Origin of the sequence: Flavobacterium sp. (genome assembly GCF_044368625.1) — a bacterium.
GTDB lineage: Bacteria > Bacteroidota > Bacteroidia > Flavobacteriales > Flavobacteriaceae > Flavobacterium.
Genome location: NZ_JBIPPD010000366.1, coordinates 1 through 2,779, shown reverse-complemented (window position 1 = coordinate 2,779; position 2,779 = coordinate 1). Strand labels below are relative to the sequence as shown.

Sequence of the window (2,779 nt, the reverse complement as noted above, 5' to 3'; positions counted from 1 at the left end):
ATCAGATCCCCCGCGGCGTGCCCGTGGAAGTGCCTGATGAAGTCGTGCAGATCCTCAAGAACGCCAAGCAGGAGCTCATGTCGTTCGGCAAAGGCGGCGAAGTCATTACCCGCGAAACCCAGCGTTTCCCATTCTCCGTCGAGTAAGTAAGAAAGCGAGCCTCGAATGGCATCTTCCATCCTTGTGAAAGACGTGCTCTACCGCGTCTCCGCGCAGCTGCACGACATCACGCCGCAGTTCACGCGTTGGACTCAGCGCGAGCTGGTCTCCTGGCTCAATGACGGCCAGAAAGCCATCGCCAAGTACCTGCCGTCGTCTTGCGCGAGGGTGGATGCCGTGAAGCTGGTTCCCGGCACCAAGCAGTCGATTGAATCGATTGCGTCCAACAGCATCATCCCGGGTGATGGCTCCTCGCCAAGCCTGGTGATGGGCCACTACATCCAGTCCGTGGTGCGCAACATGGGCACCAACGGTTCAACGCCTGGCCGCGCCATCCGCCTGGCTGATCGCGAGATCCTCGATGTGAACTCGCCCGACTGGCACACGCAGACCGCGTCGGCCGTGTCTCAGTTCACCTTCGACCCACGCACGCCAAAGCTGTTCTACGTGTCGCCAGGTGTGCCCGCAACGCCAGCCGTGTGGGTGGAGATCTCTTTTCTGGCCAACCCTGTTGAGATCACGGTCTCGGGCAGCTACGGCATGGACGGGAGCGACACCACGAAGATCTCGGTCGACGACAAGTATGTCGATGACCTGGTCAACTACATCCTGGCCCGCGCCTACATGAAGGACGCCGAGTTCGCCAGCAACGGCAACCAGGCCTCTGCGCACTCGCAGATGTTCACGGGCTCGATCAACGCCCAGGTGGTCGCACTCACCGGTGTGAACCCGAACCTGCGCTCGCTCCCGCTGAACCCCAACTTGCCCGGCGTGCAAACACCCACGGCGTAACACATGAACCTCGACGACTTCCTGCCACACCTGCTGCCGGACTTGCCTGGCTGCCCGGACTCCATCGTCAAGCAGCAGCTGCTTTTTGCGGTCATCGAGTTCTGCCAAGAAACACACGCCTGGAACGAGATTCAAGATCCGATCCTGGTGCGCGAGCGTGTCAACGAGATCGACGTGGACACGCCCACCGGTGCGCGCATCGTGGCCGTGAAGGATGTCTGGGCATCCAATCGCAAGCTGCGCCCCGTCACCATGCCTCAGCTCTTTGAGCTCATCCCCAACTGGCAAACCGCCGAGGGGTCTGAGGCCACCTACTACAACGCCTCGACCGACTACCGGACGATTCGGATCTTCCCGATCCCGATTGACGTCAATGGCAACACCCTGACCCTGCGCGTGGCCTACGCGCCAAAGATGGACGCAACGTCGATTCCCGATGAGCTGGCCATCAAGTACTGGGACGCTCTGATCGGTGGCGCCAAGGCCCGCCTGATGGTCATCCCGGGCAAGGCCTGGACCAACTCTCAGATGTCTGCCTACAACCGCAACGTCTTTGATGGCGGCGTCCTCAAGGCAAAGATCAGCGCCCTGCACGACAGGGTCGAGGGCAGCCTGTCCGTCCGTCCACACCCATTTGCGTAAGAGGCACCATGCCAGCAGCAACCTACAACTTTGAGATCGAGCAGGGTGCAACCCTCGCCAGGCCAATCGTCTGGAAGGACGGCAACGGCGTGCCCGTGAACCTGACCGGCTACTCGGCCAAGATGCAGGTGCGCCAGAACACGTCCTCGCAAGAAGTCCTGCTTGAGCTGTCCACGGCCAACGGGAAAATCACGATCACGCCGCTCACCGGCACGATCACGCTGATCTTCGGCGCAGCAACGACGGCCGCCATCACCTGGAAGCGAGGCAAGTACGACCTGGAGCTCACGTCGGGCGACGGAACGGTCACACGCCTCATTGAGGGCGATATCAATGTTTCCAGGGAGATCACGCGATGACCGATATTGTCGTTATTGAAGAGCAGGGCGTAACCGTTGTTGAGGTGACGACGCCTGGCCCTCAAGGGGCAAGCGGCGTGATGCGCGTGGGCTCTGTGACCACCGCCCCGGCGGGCAGCCAGGCCAACGTCACCAACAGCGGCACCACGTCCGATGCCGTCTTCAACTTCGTCATCCCGCGCGGTGATGTGGGTGACGTGACGCCCGCGGCCACCGCCGCAAAAAACGCTGCAGAGGCCGCCGCCGCTGCTGCCCTGGCTTCTCAGAATGCCGCCTCTGGGTCTGCAACTGCTGCCACCGCATCCCAGGCAGGTGCCGCTGGCTCGGCCACGGCTGCCAGTGCAAGCGCCGCCACAGCCACCACCAAGGCAGGCGAAGCCTCCACTTCTGCCATTGCTGCGGCCGCAAGCCAGGCCTCCGCCACCAGCTCCGCAACGCTATCCACCAGCAAGGCCGCAGAAGCTGCCTCGAGTGCGACGGCTGCCGCCACGAGCGCATCTAATGCAACCCAGTCGGCCAACGCAGCTGCTGGCTCTGCCAGCTCAGCAAGCGCCTCGAGTGTGACTGCCACTGCCAACGCAGCCAGCTCGACCGCCAGCGCAAGCAAGGCCCAGGAATGGGCCACCAAGACCACCAGCGAGGTCGAGACAGGGCAGGGGTTCGGTGCCAAGAAATATGCGCAGGACGCATCGTCCTTGGCCACCTCTGCTGAGATCGCTGCCGCAGGCTCCCTGGCGCACTCGCAGGCATCAGCGCTGCACGCCCTGGAAGCCTCGAACAGCGCTGACAGCGCCAATCAATTCGCCGTTGTTACAGCGGTCTTGAGC

The 2,779-nt window shown here is 62.6% G+C and carries 4 protein-coding genes; all 4 read left to right on the top strand.

What is annotated here, in order from left to right:
* Positions 1 to 165 precede the first annotated feature (165 nt).
* Positions 166 to 951, top strand: a complete 786-nt coding sequence (locus ACIQ2X_RS16665) for a DUF6682 family protein (protein ID WP_396180136.1) — start codon at positions 166 to 168, stop codon at positions 949 to 951.
* A 3-nt stretch (positions 952 to 954) separates the two neighbouring features.
* Entirely contained in the window at positions 955 to 1,593 is a 639-nt protein-coding gene (locus ACIQ2X_RS16660) for a hypothetical protein (protein WP_396180134.1), read from the top strand.
* Between the two features lie 8 nt (positions 1,594 to 1,601).
* On the top strand, positions 1,602 to 1,952 hold the full coding sequence (locus ACIQ2X_RS16655; RefSeq protein ID WP_396180133.1) for a hypothetical protein: 351 nt from the start codon (positions 1,602 to 1,604) through the stop codon (positions 1,950 to 1,952).
* Positions 1,949 to 2,779: hypothetical protein (locus ACIQ2X_RS16650; protein ID WP_396180131.1), on the top strand; the 831-nt coding region annotated here is incomplete at its 3' end. The genes ACIQ2X_RS16655 and ACIQ2X_RS16650, both read left to right, overlap by 4 nt.

Coding starts and splice junctions, on each gene's coding strand:
- ACIQ2X_RS16665 (WP_396180136.1), top strand. CDS start 166: ATGGCATCTTCCATCCTTGTGAAAGACGTGCTCTACCGCGTCTCCGCG.
- ACIQ2X_RS16660 (WP_396180134.1), top strand. CDS start 955: ATGAACCTCGACGACTTCCTGCCACACCTGCTGCCGGACTTGCCTGGC.
- ACIQ2X_RS16655 (WP_396180133.1), top strand. CDS start 1,602: ATGCCAGCAGCAACCTACAACTTTGAGATCGAGCAGGGTGCAACCCTC.